15 protein-coding genes are annotated in these 16,564 nt (G+C 37.2%); 12 read left to right on the forward strand and 3 right to left on the reverse strand.

The features are described 5' to 3' along the window. Nucleotides 1–71 precede the first annotated feature (71 nt). The 9 genes from EK386_RS07005 (at nt 72) to EK386_RS07045 (ending at nt 10,680) form a co-directional block, all read left to right on the forward strand. A complete protein-coding gene (locus EK386_RS07005; protein ID WP_126658324.1) occupies nt 72–1,247 on the forward strand; it encodes a DUF418 domain-containing protein in 1,176 nt (391 codons plus the stop codon). 121 nt (nt 1,248–1,368) lie between these two features. Next, complete coding sequence (locus tag EK386_RS07010; protein WP_126658326.1) at nt 1,369–2,271, forward strand: fumarylacetoacetate hydrolase family protein; 903 nt, start codon at nt 1,369–1,371, stop codon at nt 2,269–2,271. 153 nt (nt 2,272–2,424) lie between these two features. After that, nucleotides 2,425–2,790: a YisL family protein gene (locus EK386_RS07015; RefSeq protein WP_126658327.1), complete on the forward strand. Its 366-nt coding sequence runs from the start codon at nt 2,425–2,427 to the stop codon at nt 2,788–2,790. A gap of 425 nt (nt 2,791–3,215) precedes the next feature. Then, on the forward strand, nt 3,216–4,676 hold the full coding sequence (locus EK386_RS07020; protein WP_126658329.1) for an alpha-amylase family glycosyl hydrolase: 1,461 nt from the start codon (nt 3,216–3,218) through the stop codon (nt 4,674–4,676). A 329-nt stretch (nt 4,677–5,005) separates the two neighbouring features. Beyond that, a complete protein-coding gene (locus EK386_RS07025; RefSeq protein WP_126658431.1) occupies nt 5,006–5,965 on the forward strand; it encodes an ABC transporter ATP-binding protein in 960 nt (319 codons plus the stop codon). Beyond that, nucleotides 5,962–6,909, forward strand: coding sequence for an ATP-binding cassette domain-containing protein (locus tag EK386_RS07030; protein WP_126658331.1), 948 nt, complete (start codon nt 5,962–5,964; stop codon nt 6,907–6,909). Before EK386_RS07025 ends, EK386_RS07030 begins: the two co-directional genes overlap by 4 nt. A 1-nt stretch (nt 6,910) precedes the next feature. After that, nucleotides 6,911–7,873 carry an oligopeptide ABC transporter permease gene (opp4B, locus tag EK386_RS07035; protein WP_126658333.1) on the forward strand — a complete coding sequence of 321 codons (963 nt, stop codon included), beginning with the start codon at nt 6,911–6,913 and terminating at the stop codon, nt 7,871–7,873. A gap of 23 nt (nt 7,874–7,896) precedes the next feature. Next, the gene (locus tag EK386_RS07040) at nt 7,897–8,799 is read left to right on the forward strand and encodes an ABC transporter permease (protein WP_126658335.1); all 903 of its coding nucleotides are present in this window, start codon (nt 7,897–7,899) and stop codon (nt 8,797–8,799) included. A gap of 87 nt (nt 8,800–8,886) precedes the next feature. Continuing rightward, nucleotides 8,887–10,680 (forward strand): oligopeptide ABC transporter substrate-binding protein, encoded by a 1,794-nt coding sequence (locus EK386_RS07045; RefSeq protein ID WP_126658337.1) that lies wholly within the window; start codon nt 8,887–8,889, stop codon nt 10,678–10,680. Nucleotides 10,681–10,774: 94 nt separating this feature from the next. On the opposite strand, the gene EK386_RS07050 is transcribed toward EK386_RS07045, so the two are convergent. Continuing rightward, nucleotides 10,775–11,626 carry a DegV family protein gene (locus EK386_RS07050; RefSeq protein ID WP_126658433.1) on the reverse strand — a complete coding sequence of 284 codons (852 nt, stop codon included), beginning with the start codon at nt 11,624–11,626 and terminating at the stop codon, nt 10,775–10,777. A gap of 95 nt (nt 11,627–11,721) precedes the next feature. After that, nucleotides 11,722–12,531, reverse strand: a complete 810-nt coding sequence (locus EK386_RS07055; RefSeq protein ID WP_126658339.1) for a Cof-type HAD-IIB family hydrolase — start codon at nt 12,529–12,531, stop codon at nt 11,722–11,724. Between the two features lie 159 nt (nt 12,532–12,690). Here EK386_RS07055 and EK386_RS07060 point away from each other — a divergent pair, with 159 nt between their 5' ends. The 3 genes from EK386_RS07060 (at nt 12,691) to EK386_RS07070 (ending at nt 16,104) form a co-directional block, all read left to right on the forward strand. Further along, nucleotides 12,691–13,455: a prolyl oligopeptidase family serine peptidase gene (locus EK386_RS07060; protein WP_126658340.1), complete on the forward strand. Its 765-nt coding sequence runs from the start codon at nt 12,691–12,693 to the stop codon at nt 13,453–13,455. A gap of 54 nt (nt 13,456–13,509) precedes the next feature. After that, nucleotides 13,510–13,824 carry a metal-sulfur cluster assembly factor gene (locus EK386_RS07065; protein WP_126658342.1) on the forward strand — a complete coding sequence of 105 codons (315 nt, stop codon included), beginning with the start codon at nt 13,510–13,512 and terminating at the stop codon, nt 13,822–13,824. Between the two features lie 147 nt (nt 13,825–13,971). After that, a complete protein-coding gene (locus EK386_RS07070) occupies nt 13,972–16,104 on the forward strand; it encodes an ATP-dependent Clp protease ATP-binding subunit (protein ID WP_126658344.1) in 2,133 nt (710 codons plus the stop codon). Between the two features lie 176 nt (nt 16,105–16,280). Here EK386_RS07070 and EK386_RS07075 read toward each other — a convergent pair whose 3' ends face one another. After that, nucleotides 16,281–16,472 (reverse strand): YjzD family protein, encoded by a 192-nt coding sequence (locus EK386_RS07075; RefSeq protein WP_126658346.1) that lies wholly within the window; start codon nt 16,470–16,472, stop codon nt 16,281–16,283. Nucleotides 16,473–16,564: the final 92 nt, after the last annotated feature.

The following is a 16,564-nucleotide window of genomic DNA, read 5'->3' on the forward strand; positions in this document are numbered from 1 at the left end:
AGTAAAATATTGTAGAATATCAGTGACACAATTTTTTACAATAAGACGAAGAATTTAAAGGAGAACAGATTGTGAATTTTCAACCGACGACATTACAGGAGAGAATTAGTTCGCTCGATATTTTGCGCGGAGTAAGTTTACTAGGGATTTTACTAGTAAATATGTTTGCGTTTTATTTACCAATGCCGCACATCTTAGACTTAACCAATTGGTTCACGGATGCAAAAGACATCATTTGGCATCAAACTTTGGATATTTATGTACAAAGTAGTTTTTATCCTTTGTTTTCAATGCTTTTTGGCTATGGGTTAACGATGCAATTTTTGAAAGCACAACAAACAGGTACAAACTTTTATAAATTTGGTCCAAAACGGCTTGCTATTTTATTATGTATTGGCTTACTTCATGCATTTTTTATTTGGTGGGGCGATATATTAACAACGTATGCCTTTTGTGGTTTCTTCCTATTACTATTTATCCGATTTAGTGGGGGCTGGTTACTTACCTTTGGACTAGTCATTAATGGTTTTATGCATTTATTTCTAATCGCCCTTTTTGTATTAATGGGGGTTGCTAATTCTGAAATCGAGAACTTAGCGGTAGATATTACGACGATCAAGAATGCTATTACTGCCTATGGAACAGGTAATTGGATGGATGCGTTTCTTCAAAGGTTAGTAGATTTATCGGTTCAAATGAGTCCAGAAATGTGGATTGCTGCGATTATGACCATTTTACCCTATATGTTAATCGGTGCTGCTGCGGCAAAATGGCGTTTACTTGAGCGCGCAAAGGAATTAAAAGTGTTTTGGATGATTATTGCGATTAGTTTTGTAGCAGTAGGTCTATTCATTAAAAGTGCACCCTACATCTTTACACGTACGTATTTATTAGATTATTTAAAGGTGTATATAGGGGGTCCTATTCTTTCGATAGGCTATATTGCCATAATCGTTTGTCTTTGTTACCTTCCATTTGCACTAAAACTATTAAAACCACTCGCAAAAGCTGGACGAATGTCGCTCACTCTATATATTATGCAGTCCATTATTTGTACCGTAATGTTCTATAACTTCGGATTTGGATTATATGGAAAAGTTGATGTACAAATGGGGACAATCATTGCGATTGGGATCTTTTTCATACAAATTGTTTTTGCAGAATTATGGTTTACAAAATTTAAACAAGGTCCGCTAGAGTTGCTCGTAAAGAAATTAACTTATAAGAAAATATCATCTGAAAACTGAGCAATTTCAGAAAATTTGATGTATGATAGTATTTAAGAAATGTTAGTTTACTAGGGGAACTTTTCCCTAACGAAAAACAGATTGAATAAAACGTGGAAAAGTAGAAGGAGAGCCTTTATTTATGAAGATTTTATCGTTTAAATTGAATGGGGAAGTAAAGTTTGGTCCAAAAGTAAAAAAAGAAGAAGCGGTTTGGGATGTATTAAAAATCCAAGAAGAGCTTAATGTTCTTCCTTCTTTTCCAGAAAATATTATTGACGGTGTGGCTTTAGGCTTCGATTTTGTAGAAAAGATTCGTAAGTTAGTAGAAGCTGCGAAAGAGTCAGATCAAGTAGAAAAATATAAACATGTGTTTACAACGATTGAATGGCTTTCACCAATTCCAAGAACGCCTAAAAATATAATTTGTGTCGGGAAAAATTACGATGCCCATGTCAAAGAAATGGGTGGAGAAGTTGCACCAAAAGATTTAGTCGTGTTTACAAAAGCACCTACTACGATTGCGGCAGATGAACAAGTATTGCCAATCCATGCTTCCAAAACAGCATCGTTAGATTATGAAGGTGAGTTAGCAATTGTCATCGGGAAACGTGGAAAAGAAATTCCTAAAAACCAAGCAATTGATTATATTTTTGGCTATACGATTGCAAATGATATTACGGCGCGCGATTTACAAGATCGTCATGTACAATACTTCATTGGAAAAAGCTTAGAAGGAACATGTCCAATGGGGCCGTACATTGTGTCAAAAGATGAAATTCCTGATCCTCAAAACTTAAGTTTAGTTACAAAAGTGAACGGTGAAGTTCGTCAAAATGGTTCAACAAAAGATATGTTATTTACGGTTGAAAATTTAATTTCAATTTTATCTCAATATATCACATTAGAACCAGGGGACGTAATTTTAACGGGTACACCTTCTGGGGTAGGAAAAGGAATGACTCCACCTGTATTCCTACAATCAGGCGATGAAGTAAAAGTGTCCATTGAAGGTATTGGAACGTTATCAAATCGATTTGAATAATCTACGAGATTCATAGAAGAATTTGTGATTCTTCTGTGAATCTTTTTATTTTGATTGATATGATCTAGTATGAATCCAAGACTCTTATATTTGAATCGCCTCTTTCCATTATGGTAGTATAATGCTGAGAAAGAAAATTAAGGTGGGGACAACATGGACTTTTTAACAAGCTCAACACATTTGCACATTACCGCTTGGGTAGTGGCATTAGTGTTATTTTTAGTGGGCGCCTTCGTATCAAAATCTAAAGGTATTCACATGGCATTACGATTATTCTATATTTTAACAATCATTACAGGTGGTGCATTGTTTATTGAAGCAATGGATTACGGTATGGGCATGCAATATGGAATTAAGTTTCTTTTAGGTATTTTAGTAATTGGTATGATGGAAATGATTTTAGTACGTCAAAAGAAAAACAAACCGACAACGATGTTTTGGATTTTGTTCGCAGTTTTCCTATTTGCCGTTCTTTACATGGGATTCAAATTGCCAATGGGTCAAAATTTCTTAGCTTAATGACGAAATCGCAATGTACATCACGTGCTTTGCGATTTTTCTTTTTGCATCGATGTGCTATTGTAGATGATAGATGATAGATGATGGTCTTACGAAAGGACGAGAAATGTGATCCCAGCTATTTTGATTGGATTCATTGTGATATTAATGGTGTTATTCGTTTTATTGGTAGTTTTACAACAACCGAAGCACACGACCGAAAGCGATACTATTTTGACAAAAGATGAAGTACAGGATATACACCGAAAAAATAGGAAAGAGAAATCGTAATAAACATTCTATATATAACCATTATCAACTATTAAAAGGATTGTCACGGTTTTGTCTTATTTTCATGTGTAATTTAGTGTTTTCTCTTTAAAAGATAGCGGTGTTTCTTTTTTTTTTGGTAAAATGTCGGTGGTAGGTTAAAGGAGAGGGATAATTTGAATTTCAAAAAATGGATTAGTACGATTGCAGCTTCGGCTTTAATAGCTGCTACGTTTACAACATCATCTGTCGTACAAGCGGAAGAGACAAGCCCAATTGCAGATGAAACTATATATGATGTGTTAGTTGACCGTTATTTTAATGGAACAAATGCGAATGATTTCAAAGTGGATGTTAATAATTTAGCAGAATTTGCTGGTGGAGATTTTAAAGGAATGGTCGATCAATTTGACCTTATTTCTGGTATGGGCTTTTCCATCGTGTCATTAGGATCGATTTTTGCAACTGAAACGTATAACGGGACGATGGTGACAAGCTATTCCAAAATTGAGCCACAGTTTGGGACAGAAGAAGAATTTACACAGTTGGTTGAATTCGTTAATCAGAAAAAAGTGGACGTTATGATTGATTTTCCAATTTCAAATGTTAGTGAAAATCACGAATGGGTTAGTGATCCAGCGAAAGTGAACTGGGTTGCAGAAACAGCCAATGGAAAAGTACGTTGGGATTTAAAAAATGAAGAAGTTCAAACGGCTTTAATCGAAGCGGTCGAGAACTTTATTACGACATATAATATTGGCGGCGTACGTTTAACGAATTTAGATAATGCCGATACGTCATTTCTAAATAAGATGATTGATGCGATCAAAGAAGCAAAAGAAGGAATCTATGTTATTTCAAATGAACAAAGTGATGCGAATTTCGATGCGACGTATTATGAAGAAACAAATGAAGCATTCCGAAACGTCTATAAAAATGTGGATCAGGATTCATCAAACTTATTAACAAATGTAGAAACTTTTGCGCAAAAAGAAGGGGCTCCTACCCAACTGATGATTGACCATCTAAACAAAGATCGCTTTGTTTTCGATGTGGAGTTATTCCCGCCAACGCGACTAAAGCTTTCTTTAGCTACAGCATTACTTTTACCTGGTGTCCCGGTTGTACAATATGGAACAGAAATTGCGATGAATGGGGAAGCAGGTCCAGAGTCTCACCAAATTTATAACTTTAAAACAGATAAAGAATTAGTTGATTTTATTACAAATATTCAAACGCTTCGTTCTCAGTCTGAAACATTACGTCGCGGCGATTTTAAATTAGTGAAAAATGAAAATGGGTTGTTAGTGTTTGAACGATCTTCTGATGAAGAAAGATGGATTGTCATTATTAACAATACAGGTGTGACAACTCGTGTGGACTTTACAGAAGAAGAATTAGGTAAGGATAAAGAAGTTCGTGGGATGCTTGAAACTGATGTAATCCGCGCAGATGACAATGGGGTTTATCCAGTTGTCATTGATCGTGAGGTTGTGGAAGTGTATCAAGTAATTGATGAAATCGGCTTTAATATTAAATATTTAATTTTATTAGCAATTGTGTATATTGTATTTATTGGCTTTATTATTGCCGTTGTTAAAAAAAGTAGACGAAATAAAAATAAAGCAGCTCAATAAACCATAATCGGTAAAATCATGAATTTGATTTTACCGATTTTTTTGTTTCTATGACTAGTTCAATTTTTGGATTCATAAACATAGAGTTATTACGATAGAAGTGTATTTGAGAGGTGAAATTTTCGGGAAGTGAACTAGGAATTGCGAAACATGTTAGTGAGTGGACTTAGCACACAGACTTGTCTTAGTGCTTTCTGTAAGGTCCACTCACATAAAATCAGTACCTACTAACGTTTCTAGAATTCTACTGACATAGATTGCTTGAAAGGGGAATTCGAAAAATCGTGGATGTATTGTTAGAAATTAAAGAGTTGCATACGGGTTTTCGAATGAATGATACTTTCTACAATGCGGTGGATGGTGTTTCGTTAAGCCTTCGGAAAAATGAAATTCTTGCCATTGTGGGGGAATCGGGCTGTGGAAAAAGTACACTTGCCACATCCATCATGGGGCTTTTTGATCAACGAACAACGCGAATACAAGGGGAGATTTTATATCAACAGAAAAATTTAGCAGCATTAACAGAAGAACAATTAAATGAAGTGCGCGGCCTTGAAATCAGCATGATCTTTCAGGACCCTCTTTCAGCTCTTAACCCATTGATGCGTGTGGGGGATCAAATCGAAGAAGGGTTAATTTATCATACTGATTTATCAAAAGAAGAACGTAAACAGAGAGTCTTAACATTATTACAACAAGTAGGCATTCAAGATCCTAAGCACGTGGCAAGGCAGTTTCCTCATCAATTATCAGGTGGGATGAGGCAAAGGATTATGATTGCCATTGCCATTTGTTGCAAACCGAAAATCATCATAGCCGATGAACCGACAACTGCTTTAGATGTTACAATCCAAGCGCAAATTTTGGATTTACTTGTAGAGCTACAAAAAGAAACAGGAGCAGGCATTATTTTAATCACCCATGATTTGGGGGTAGTTGCGGAAGTGGCGGATCGTGTAGTGGTCATGTATGCAGGGGAGATTGTGGAGGAAGCCCCTATAAAGGAATTATTTCTTCATCCCCAACATCCTTATACACGCTCTTTGTTTCATTCGATTCCACAAATGAATAAGAAATCAGATCGTTTAAATGTTATTGAGGGAATCGTTCCATCATTAATTCATTTACCGCGGTCAGGCTGTCGGTTTGCGGATCGTATTCCTTGGATTCCGCAAGAGGCGCATGAAGAGAATCCACAACTTCATGAAATCTCACCTGGTCATTTTGTCCGATGTACGTGTTGGAAATCGTTCTACTTTAACACAAGGAAAGGGGAACGGTATGTATGAGCTTTATGCAAATTCATAATTTAAAAGTTCACTATCCTGTACGAGGTGGAATATTAAACTCTGTAGTCGATTACATTTACGCAGTCGATGGGATCTCGATGGAGTTTGAAAAAGGGAAGGCGTATGGACTTGTTGGTGAATCGGGCTGTGGTAAGTCCACTACTGGAAAAGTCATCATTGGATTAGAGAAAATCACAGCAGGTCGCATTTGTTACGAAGGTGTGGATGTAACAAACAGTAATAACCATAGAAAGTCAGCGTTTAACCGCGACATTCAAATGATTTTTCAAGATGCCCACTCGAGTCTGAACCCAAGAAAACGCGTTCAAGATATTATCGCAGAACCAATTCGAAACTTTTTAAAACTAACACCAAAAGAAGAAAAGCGCAAAATTCATGAATTGCTTGAAATTGTCGGGATGCCAGAAGATGCGAAATATAAATATCCTCATGAGTTTTCAGGTGGTCAAAAGCAACGGATCGGAATAGCAAGGGCAATTGCAACGAACCCGAAATTAATTATTGCTGATGAACCTGTCTCTGCCCTCGATTTATCTGTGCAAGCCCAAGTATTAAATTTTATGAAAGAGATTCAAAGAGAATATGGCTTAAGTTATTTATTCATTTCCCATGATTTAGGTGTTGTGCAACATATGTGTGAGCATATTTCGATTATGTATAAAGGGCGATTTGTTGAAACAGGCTCGAAATACGATATTTACAAAAATCCGCAGCATATTTATACGAAACGCCTCCTTTCCGCAATTCCAAACACATCGCCAATAGGCAGAGATGAAAGAAAAAAAGAGCGAATACTGGTGGAAAAGCATTATCAAGAAAACGTGAGAAAATATTTTGATAGACAGGCGCGCGTATTTGATTTAGTACCTGTATCAAAAACACATTTTGTCGCAGCGACTTCATCTATGAAGGGGGGCTTTTAATATGTGGAAAACCATTGTCCGGCGATTGTTTATTATGATTCCTCAATTATTTGTACTAAGTATTATCATTTTTATTTTAGCGAAGTTTATGCCTGGTGATCCGTTTACCGGTTTAATTACACCTGAAACAGATCCAGCTCGCATTGAAGAGTTATCGGAGAAGGCCGGGCTAAATGATCCACTCTATGTTCAATATATACGATGGATTGGGAACGCCATTCAAGGGGATTTTGGGATTAGTTACACATTTAAACGGGATGTTGGGGAATTGGTGGGGGAACGAGCTTTAAACACTTTTTGGCTCTCCTTATTTAGCGTCATTTTACTCTATTTCATTGCTATTCCTCTTGGTATTTTAGCAGGGCGCTACCAACATTCTCGATTAGAGAAGTCCATTGTTTTGTATAGTTTTATTACGTATGCGATTCCTACATTTGTGTTGTCCCTCGTATTTTTATATTTGTTTGGGTTTAAGCTTGAATGGTTTCCGACAAGTGGAAGCGTCGATATTCGCTATGACGAAGGGACATTTGGTTATTACTGGAGTAAATTTTATCATATTATTTTACCAGCTATCACCTATGCCTTATTAGGGACAACCGGTATTATTCAATATTTACGTTCAGAAATTATCGATGCCAAGGCAATGGATTATGTCCGCACAGCTCGCAGTAAAGGAATTCCGATGCGAATAGTGTATTCCAAGCACATTTTTCGAAACTCATTACTTCCGATTGCTGCATTTTTAGGATTCACCATTACAGGGTTATTAGGAGGTTCCATCTTTATTGAAACGATCTTTGGATATCCTGGGATGGGGCAGTTGTTTGTATCTTCTATCAATTCTCGTGATTATAGTGTCATTACAGCCCTTGTCATGTTATTTGGTTTCTTAACCTTATTAGGTAGTCTATTGTCCGACATTATTATGAGTATTGTAGATCCACGCATTCGGATTGAATAGACAAGTAGCGAGGAGGTTAGAAAATGGCGAAAAAGAAATATAAGCGAAAACACTATCGAACATCTTCCCCAACCGGATTACAAATTTTAATTCGTGAATTTTTAAAGGATAAGCTTGCATTGTTTTCTTTATTTTCATTAGCGTTTGTCATAATAGGCGTATTTGTTTGGGGTTATTACTTTATTGACCAAGAAACATTGATGCGTATAAGTTTAAGTGATTCCTATGCCAAGCCAGGGGGGGAATTTCTTTTAGGGGCCGATCAAGGTGGTAAAGATATATTTGGACAAATGATTATTGGGGCAAAAAACTCGATATTCATTGCCATCTCGATCACCCTTATTACAGGTGTGTTTGGCGTCATTGTGGGGTTAATCTGTGGTTATTACGGTGGCTGGATTGATCAATTGCTTATGCGTGTTATCGATTTTTTTATTACGATTCCATCTTTAATGTTAATTATTGTGTTTGTGACAATTGTTCCAAAATATACGGTTGGCGCCTTTATTGTAATTATGAGTTTGTTTTTATGGACAGGCACTGCACGACTTGTACGATCTAAGACGTTATCTGAAAGTAAACGAGATTATGTACTTGCTTCGAAAACATTAGGTACGAGTGATTTTGTCATTATTGTTAGAGAAATATTGCCAAATCTCAGCTCCATTATTATTGTTGAGTTTACACTTAATTTTGCGGGGAATGTAGGGATTGAAACGGGCTTATCCTATTTAGGATTTGGGTTACCAATGACGACACCATCTCTTGGTACATTGGTCAGTCATGCAAATAATCCACTAGTTCTCCAACAATATTGGTGGGTATGGTTACCTGCATCGTTATTGATTTTATTTATGATGCTTGCCATAAATTATGTAGGACAAGCGTTAAGAAGATCCGCAGATGCAAGACAAAGATTAGGATAACATGTTATACAAAGAGCCATTCCATTTATCTTAGCGATTAAATTGACTAACTTCGTACAAACTCATAATGAAGGAGTGTTGATAGAAATGAAATCGAAATGGATTCAACTTGTACTCTTGTTTTCGATACTTGTCTTAGGTGCATGTTCGGGCAATGGAACGAATGCAGTGGCAACTGAAAAAGTAGTAACAACAGCAAAGGCTTCAGATTCAACATTCGGGCTCTCTGTGTCCAATGAAGGAAAACCGATAAAAGGCGGCGTGCTTCAAGTGGCCATGGTAAAAGATGAGCCATTTCAAGGGATTTTTTCATCGGAGCTTTATGAAGATGCATTTGACGGAGATTTAATGGCTTGGGCTTCTAATGCACTTTTCGAAGTTGATGGAAACTTTATGATTACAGATAAAGGCATTGCGTCGATGAAAGTGGACCAAACCGAAAATAAAGTAACCATTCAAATTCGGGAAGGGGTCAAGTGGTCAGACGGGGAACCACTAAAAGTTGAGGATATCATGTTACCATATCACATGATCGGACACCCAGATTATCCGGGAGTTCGTTATGATACGGAATTTCAAAATATTATCGGGGCAGAGGAATACAATGCAGGCAAAGCAGATCGCATTTCTGGAGTAGTGAAAATAGATGACCGTACAGTAGAAATTTACTTTAAACAATTATCACCAGCGATTTTTTATGGCGGGGATGGCTTATGGACGAATGCTGCGCCGAGTCATCAAATTGCAGATATTCCCGTTGAAAAATTAGTAGAATCAGACGCTATTCGTAAAAATCCAGTTACACTCGGGGCTTTTAAAGTTGATAAAATTGTCCCTGGGGAGTCCGTGCAGTTCGTGAAAAATGAGCATTATTGGAAGGGGAAACCAAAACTAGATGGAGTTCTTGTAAAAGTAGTGCCATCCAGTTCGATTTCCGTCGCGATTGCATCAGGAAAGTTCGATTTAGTTCGTAGTTTTAATGCAACCAAACTACCGGAAATCGAAAACTTAAAAAATATCACCATTTTAGGGCGACCAGAATTGTTTTATGCTTACCTTGGTTTTAAAGTAGGAAAATATGATTATGAAAAGAAACGCGTGATGACGGATTTAGAAGGTTCAAAAATGGGAGATGCCAATTTACGTAAAGCCATGGCGTATGCACTCGATATTGAGCAAGTTTCGGAAGTGTTTTACAACAATTTACGTGAACGGGCAAACTCCTTAATTCCACCTGTTTTTGAATCGTTTTATGATCGTTCTTTAAAGGGGTATGTTTATGATCCTAAAAAAGCGATTAGTATATTAGACGAGGCTGGTTATATAGATGTGGATGGGGATGGTTTACGAGAAGATTCGGCTGGTAAAAAGTTAGAAATTAAATTTGCGGCCATGTCTGGCGATTCAACTCATGCGGAGATCATTGCGTATTATCTACAAAACTGGAAGGATATTGGACTGAATGTCACGTTAACAACTGGACGATTAATTGAATTCAATTCGTTCTATGATAAAGTACAAGCAGATGATCCGGAAATTGATGTGTTCATGGGTGCGTGGGGAACGGGGACGAATCCTTCACCGGCAGGGTTGTATGGTGCAGCCGATCAATTCAATTTTAGTCGGTACACTTCAGATGAACTAGAGGAAATAATAAAAAATATCGATTCACCTAAAAGTTTTGATACACAATACCGCGCAAGTCAATTCCGAGCGTTTCAAGAGTATTTAGAAGAAGTGGCAACGGTCATCCCAATGCAATTCCGTTATGAAATTTTCCCGGTGAATAAGCGGGTAAAAAATTATAGTGTGGACTTTACAAATCCAACGGAACTTCATGAAATTGAGTTAACTGCAAAAAAGCCAATCGCATCGAAGTAAGTTACTAGGATGATTCTGAGCCTAGCTTGGAGTCATCCATTAATTTTTTCTTAATAAAAAAGCTGTCCCACCTAAATGGAACAACTCTTTTAAGTTAATACTCTTTATCTGTAAAGAAAATGGCAATGGTTCCTGGTCCAACATGGGCGCCGATTACTGCACCAATGGACGTGATTTCAAATGCCTTGGGATGAAGCTTATCTTGCATGAGCGATTTGACTTCGTTGGCAAATTCAATATCATCGGCGTGACTAATTCCCACGACTTTGTTTGAAAAATCGCCGCCTCGTTCTGCCATAATGTCAATGATTCGATTAATGGCTTTTTTACGCCCTCGAATTTTTTCAAGAGGAATCAGCTTTCCATCTTCTACATGTAAAATCGGTTTAATACTTAATAATCCACCAATAAACGCGCTTGATTTTGAAAGTCTACCACCCGCAGCTAAATAGTCTAGATTTTCTACAGTAAAGAGATGCGTCATGTGCTGAGCTAGTTTATCAATATGAGCAATCAAGTCAGAAAAGGCCATACCGTCGTCACGAAGTTTTACAGCTTCTTTTACAAGTAAGCCATATCCTAAAGAGGCGCATTTCGAATCGATTATTTTTAATTTAAACTCCGGATATTGTTCTCGTACTTGAGAAGCAATCATTACGGCTGTGTTGTATGTACCTGATAAATTTGATGAAAATGCAATGTATAGGCCTTCTTCATTATTTTTTGCTAATTGCTCAAACTGTTTTAAAAATGCCTCCGGAGAAACTTGGCTCGTTTTAGGTACCGCTCCTTGTCGCATCGCATCGTAAACGGTTTTCGGCTCAATTTCGATAATATCTTGGTATTCGTTATTATTAATTTCAACTCTTAGAGGGAATAAATCTACTTTATAGTCCTCAAAAAAGTGTTTTGGTAAATCACTTGCACTATCTGCAAATATTTTCATCATTAGTACCTCCTATAGACTGTTAAAATAATGGGTCTCATTACAGTCATTCTATGGTGAGGAGAGAGTAGAAATACAGATTCATGACGGTCAGGTTATAACTTTAGTCGGTCAATTAAAAAGTTGGCAATCCCATTATCATTATTACTAGCAGTTGTAATTTCATTGGCAATACTTTTCAATTGATTAATACCATTCGACATGGCCACGCCAATTCCTGCATAATCAATCATTTCTAAATCGTTATCTTCATCACCGAAAGCGATAATTCGTTCGCGCGGAATGTTCATTTCTTTTGCAATTAATGAAATGCCAATTGCTTTGTTTAACCCTTTCCGTACGACTTCAATAATATGGAAAGGCGCACCCCAACGTCTATGTTCAATTAACTCTGCGTGAACGTCCTCTAAATGATCGCGAATTTGTTGGACCTTGTGCTCCTCTGCATGAATGAGTAAACTTGTTGGATCTTCGTTTAGATTTCCTCTTAAATTTCCAATCGTCACACGTGGATCGCCCATTTTAAACATATCCATCATAGCCATGTTTTCTGAATGGATGAACACATCATCTAGCACTTCTGCGATTAAATTTTCATATTGGTATTTATCCACTGAATCTACTACATCGTGGACTACCTTTAAATCCATAGGCGTATGAACCATTTGCCATGATTTATTTTTTGGATGATGTACTAGGGCACCGTTAAAGTTAACAATTGGCGTTGTTAGCATCAGTTCGTTATAATACAACTGACTTGCACGAAATGGGCGGCCAGTTGCGATCATTACTTGATGGCCAGCTTCTCTTGCTTTCATCAGTGTTAGTTTGGTTTTGTCTAAAATCTTTTGATCATCCGTTAATAATGTACCATCTAAATCCAACACAATTAAATGTTGTTTCATAAAGGAAATCTCCCTTCTATCTTACTGATTTTATCCAAATGGTTAATTTTAGTCAAAAATTTGCGATTGCTTATGAAATGTTTTTAGAAATGGTATGATAATTTTAACCATTATTCTTTGCTTTATTAAAGATAGCTATACTTGAGGAGATGAGCGAAATTGTTTGTTCAAAATGATATGTGGAGTGAAATACCATTATTACATGTGTATGATGACAAGATGGATGAACATACGCCTGTTGTGATCTTTTTACACGGTTTCCAAAGTGCAAAAGAGCATAACTTACACTATGCCTATCAGTTTGTAAAAAAAGGCATTCGTGTCATTATGCCTGACGCAAAATTTCATGGCGACCGTACTGAAAACTTACCTGAAGAAAAAATGAACTTACATTTTTGGGGAATTGTAATTAATTCAATCGAAGAAGTAGGAAAGATTTATGATGAGTTGAAAATGCGTGGATTAACTGCTTCTGGAAAAATTGGCGTAGCGGGTTCTTCAATGGGTGGCATTGTGACTTCGGGTTGTTTAAAACAGTATGATTGGATTACGAGTGCAGCGATTTGTATGGGTGCACCAGGATTCGTAGATCTTGCCAATTATCAATTGCAACAATTTGAAGCATTAGGAATTGATGTTCCGATGACGGAAGAACAAAAACTGCAAACCCAAACATTATTAGCAGATTATGATATTACAAAGACACCAGAAAAGTTCCAACAGCGACCTGTTCTGTTTTGGCATGGGGAAAAAGATCAAACCGTTCCTTTTAAAAATACATATCATTTTTACATGCAATTGCGTTCATACTATAGACAAAACCCAGATTATTTAAAATTTATTTCGTCCAAAAATGACGGTCACAAAGTACCGCGTGCCGGTGTGCTTGCCGTGACAGACTGGCTTTCTCAATATTTGGCATAAAATTTTTAAGTCTGATATGATAGAGTTAACACTATGTAGAAAGGGGAAATCGAGATGGCAATAAGTGAAGATATGAAAGAAAGCATGCTTGGTGCTTTAGAAAACGTAATCGACCCTGAGTTAGGTATTGATATCGTAAACTTAGGTTTAGTATATGATGTAGATTTAAATGACGAAGGTTTAGCTACGGTTACAATGACATTAACTTCATTAGGGTGTCCAATGGGACCTGTTATTGTGGATCAAGTGAAAACAGCATTAAGTGAACTGCCGGAAGTGAAAGATACGGAAGTAAATATCGTATGGCAACCTGCATGGTCAAAAGATATGATGTCCCGTTACGCAAAAATGGCATTAGGAATCCGATAATTCGTAAAATACCTCTATTTGATGTTTTTATTCAAATGGAGGTATTTTTAATGACGAAAATTTTGTAGTGTGAATTTTTGCATTTACGCTAAAAACAACATATAATCAAATTAGTCAAAAAAGGTCAAAGTTGAAGAGGTGTAAACTATGCAATTTCAACAACAAGATAATCGCAAACCATTAGAACAATTTGGACGTAATTTAATTGAAGAAGTAAAAAATGGCAAGATGGACCCTGTCATTGGGCGAGACGAAGAAATTCGCAATGTCATCCGGATTCTTTCGCGAAAAACAAAAAATAATCCGATTCTTATTGGGGAACCCGGTGTCGGTAAAACAGCGATCGTAGAAGGTTTAGCCCAACGTATTGTGCGAAAAGACGTACCAGAAGGATTAAAAGACTGTATTTTATACGAACTAGATATGAGTGCCTTAATTGCTGGTGCAAGTTATCGCGGACAATTTGAAGAACGATTAAAAGGCGTATTAAAAGAAGTAAAGGAATCGGAAGGGCGTATCATTTTATTTATTGATGAGATTCATACAATCGTCGGTGCTGGTAAAACAGATGGAGCAATGGATGCAGGTAATATGCTAAAACCGATGCTCGCGCGTGGAGAACTGCATTGTATTGGTGCTACAACGCTTGATGAATATCGTATGTATATTGAAAAAGACCCTGCCTTAGAACGTCGCTTCCAACAAGTGATGGTGCGAGAGCCTTCTGTAGAAGATACGGTTTCCATTTTACGCGGGCTAAAGGAACGTTTTGAATTGCACCATGGCGTTCGCATTCATGACCGCGCAAATTTAGCAGCGGCTGAACTGTCCAATCGCTATTTAACGGAGCGATTTCTACCGGATAAAGCGATCGATCTAATCGATGAAGCGTGTGCGATGATTCGAACGGAAATTGATTCTATGCCACAAGGGCTGGATGCGGTCACTCGTCGTGTCATGCAACTTGAAATTGAGGAACAAGCGTTAACAAAAGAAAAAGATGAAGCCAGCAAGAAGCGTCTTGAAACATTACGTCAAGAGTTAGCCAATTTAAAACAATCCACTGAAAAAATGCGTAAACAGTGGGAGCAGGAAAAACAAGGCTTACAAATGATTCAACAAAAACGAGAACAACTAGATCGCTATCGACGTGATTTAGAAGACGCAGAAAGTAAATATGATTTAAATAAAGCGGCTGAACTACGTCATGGAAAAATTCCAACATTAGAAAAAGAATTAGCGTTACTTGAACAAGAATTGAAACAAGGGTCTGAAACACGAATTTTACGTGAAGAAGTAACGGCTGATGAAATCGCATTAATTATCTCGAGATGGACAGGCATCCCTGTGACAAAGCTTGTAGAAGGAGAACGCGAAAAGTTACTCCGTTTAAAAGATACGCTCCATGAACGAGTTGTTGGTCAAGATACGGCCGTAAAACTCGTAACAGAAGCGGTCTGGCGTGCTCGCTCAGGTATTAATGATCCAAATCGTCCAATTGGTTCATTTATTTTCCTTGGTCCTACAGGGGTCGGGAAGACAGAGCTAGCCAAAGCACTCGCTGCTCAACTTTTTGATTCCGAAGATCACTTTATTCGCATCGATATGAGTGAGTATATGGAAAAACATAGTGTTTCACGATTAGTAGGAGCGCCTCCTGGTTATGTGGGCTACGAAGAAGGTGGTCAATTAACAGAAGCGGTACGCCGGAACCCATATTCCGTTGTGTTACTTGATGAAATTGAAAAAGCACATCCAGATGTCGCGAATATTTTACTGCAAATTTTAGATGATGGTCGCATTACAGATAGTCAAGGGCGTTTAGTGAACTTTGCCAATACGGTCGTCATCATGACATCGAATATTGGCTCTCATTACTTATTAGAAGGTGCAACAAGTGAAGATCAATCCGTTGAAGAGTTAGTCATGTTCGAACTACGCCGTCACTTTAAACCGGAATTATTAAACCGAGTAGATGACATTATTATGTTCCATGCATTAACGTCAGAGCACTTTAACGCCATTGCACGCAAGTATATCCAACAGTTACAACAACGTGTGCAAGAGCAGGAAATTGAGCTGAATGTGGATGAAGAGGTTGTATCGTGGGTTGTAAAACATGGTATTGACCCTCAATTTGGTGCAAGACCGTTAAAACGATTTATTCAACGCTATGTCGAAACAGCTGTTGCAAAAGAATTGTTGAAAGGTGAAGTTGTGCCAGGAGAAAGTTTACAAGTAATATTAGAAAATGACGAGTTACTAGTTGTGAAAAAGTAAAGAAGAAATCCAGCTGCTTAAATGAAGAGTGGCTGGGTTTTTTATTCCGCCAAAAAGTAGGATAATTCCGCCATTTATGGTCGGAATTCCGCCAAATTGAAGGGGAAATCCGCCAAATTAAGCAAAAATCCCGTCAAACAATAAAAAGCACTCCCAATTAAGGAAGTGCTTCAATCTTAGTGGTGATCTGCTTCTGGAATTGGATCGTTTGGAATAATAGAACTAATAAGAACGATTAAAATTAAGAAAATCACAGAAAGAATCGTGCTCGTAGTTAAGCTAAATGGTACATTCAATACTGAACTTACTACATAGTTTAACATTGTAACTAATAGGAATGACCAAATAAATGACATAATATATTGCATGAATTTCACCTCTACTGAACTTTTTCTAAATAGTATTCTCTATATTCATCTCAAATATCATACCATAGTTAAATGTGAAAGAACAATAAACT

This window comes from Lysinibacillus antri (assembly GCF_003977595.1).
GTDB classification, from domain to species: Bacteria; Bacillota; Bacilli; order Bacillales_A; family Planococcaceae; genus Ureibacillus; species Ureibacillus antri.

Coding starts and splice junctions, on each gene's coding strand:
- EK386_RS07010 (WP_126658326.1), top strand. CDS start 1,369: ATGAAGATTTTATCGTTTAAATTGAATGGGGAAGTAAAGTTTGGTCCA.
- EK386_RS07015 (WP_126658327.1), top strand. CDS start 2,425: ATGGACTTTTTAACAAGCTCAACACATTTGCACATTACCGCTTGGGTA.
- EK386_RS07025 (WP_126658431.1), top strand. CDS start 5,006: ATGAATGATACTTTCTACAATGCGGTGGATGGTGTTTCGTTAAGCCTT.
- EK386_RS07030 (WP_126658331.1), top strand. CDS start 5,962: ATGAGCTTTATGCAAATTCATAATTTAAAAGTTCACTATCCTGTACGA.
- opp4B (WP_126658333.1), top strand. CDS start 6,911: ATGTGGAAAACCATTGTCCGGCGATTGTTTATTATGATTCCTCAATTA.
- EK386_RS07040 (WP_126658335.1), top strand. CDS start 7,897: ATGGCGAAAAAGAAATATAAGCGAAAACACTATCGAACATCTTCCCCA.
- EK386_RS07045 (WP_126658337.1), top strand. CDS start 8,887: ATGAAATCGAAATGGATTCAACTTGTACTCTTGTTTTCGATACTTGTC.
- EK386_RS07050 (WP_126658433.1), bottom strand. CDS start 11,626: ATGAAAATATTTGCAGATAGTGCAAGTGATTTACCAAAACACTTTTTT.
- EK386_RS07055 (WP_126658339.1), bottom strand. CDS start 12,531: ATGAAACAACATTTAATTGTGTTGGATTTAGATGGTACATTATTAACG.
- EK386_RS07065 (WP_126658342.1), top strand. CDS start 13,510: ATGGCAATAAGTGAAGATATGAAAGAAAGCATGCTTGGTGCTTTAGAA.
- EK386_RS07070 (WP_126658344.1), top strand. CDS start 13,972: ATGCAATTTCAACAACAAGATAATCGCAAACCATTAGAACAATTTGGA.
- EK386_RS07075 (WP_126658346.1), bottom strand. CDS start 16,472: ATGCAATATATTATGTCATTTATTTGGTCATTCCTATTAGTTACAATG.